General features: G+C 38.9%; 1 protein-coding gene. It reads left to right on the top strand.

The annotated features are described in order from the left end of the window. Positions 1 to 398: 398 nt before the first annotated feature. Positions 399 to 1354 (top strand): S41 family peptidase (locus JMX94_RS13205; RefSeq protein ID WP_227673658.1); only part of this gene is annotated, 956 nt, incomplete at its 3' end.

Raw genomic sequence — 1354 nt, forward strand, 5'->3', positions numbered from 1 at the left:
AGCTAAGCATTTTAAAAGAGGGAAGGATATTTATTATCCTTCTCTTTTTTTATGTGCTTTTTCCGATATTTTCTGTTGCTTTGTCTTTAATGCATTTTGGCCGATACATTTTGCCTAAGTTATTTGCAATACTATCCTAGTTTAAGGTAGGCGCTTGGTGTTATTTTAACGGACATTGTTGGTTAATAACTCTATAATTTATTCATCACCCTATAATCATAAATAACCATATAATAATCTGATACATCTAACAAAATTATAAAAATAATAACCAAACCAAAATAACCAAGCCAACTTTTTAAGGGGTTTCTTTTATGCGTCCTATTAGCTCTTTATCCTTATTGATGTTTAAAAGATTGGAAAACCCAATGATGACATTATTTATGAGCGCTCGGTTTATGGACTCTCAATCTTTCGGCTTTAAATCTATTAGCTCACAGGTATTAAGGCCAGCTATTCTCACAAGCTTACTGGGTTTAAGCTTTGTGATAATGCCTGCTCAAGCGGCTATCAATAATAACGGTAAAATCAATAATAATAAAAACCCTACTTCAAGTTTGCAATTAATCAGTCTTAATGCAGACGATGTGCCATTGGACAACGGTGCGGACGATTTTTCAGATATTGCAGATATGCTCGAATCAGCCGATCAGGTTGATGACTCAATAGATGCTGTCGCTGATGAGAGTGCATTGGATAATGGCTCGGATGCCATTAATACTGATATTCCCGATGAAGTGGCGCAGGTGTCATTAAATGCCATTTCGCCTGAAACCCTAAAAACCTTTGTTGCTGTCGTTGATTTGGTACGCCGTGAATATGTTGACGCCGTGAAGGATGAAGAGTTATTTAACAATGCCATGAGTGGCATGTTGACCAAGCTTGATAGTCATGCTGAGTTTTTGGATGCAGAGGCGTATGAGAATTTGCGCGCTTTTACTGAAGGAGATGTCGGTGATATCGGTATCAAAGTGCAATATCAGCCAAAAGAAGGTTATTGGGTGATTACGGAGGTAATTGATGGTTCACCTGCTGATAAAAAGGGCATTGCTGTTGGCGATTATTTGCATCAAGTCGATGAGTTTAAGCTTGGTGAAGAGGAAGAAAGTAATGATATCGAGCAACTCTTGACAGGGATTGCTGGTACGCAAGTGGATGTGGTGACGTCAAAAGCAGGTCGCCGTAAACATACCACGACTTTACAGCGTAATAACAATCATCCGCAGATTATTGAGACACGGCTTGTTGATGGTATGGCGATTATTAGATTGCCCGCCTTTCAAACCACCAGCCGTGAGAAATTACTACAAAGTTTGATTGATTTAGATGCGCCCGTCACCGGAGTGTTATTAGA

Source organism: Psychrobacter sp. CMS30 (assembly GCF_904846565.1).
Taxonomy (GTDB): domain Bacteria; phylum Pseudomonadota; class Gammaproteobacteria; order Pseudomonadales; family Moraxellaceae; genus Psychrobacter; species Psychrobacter maritimus.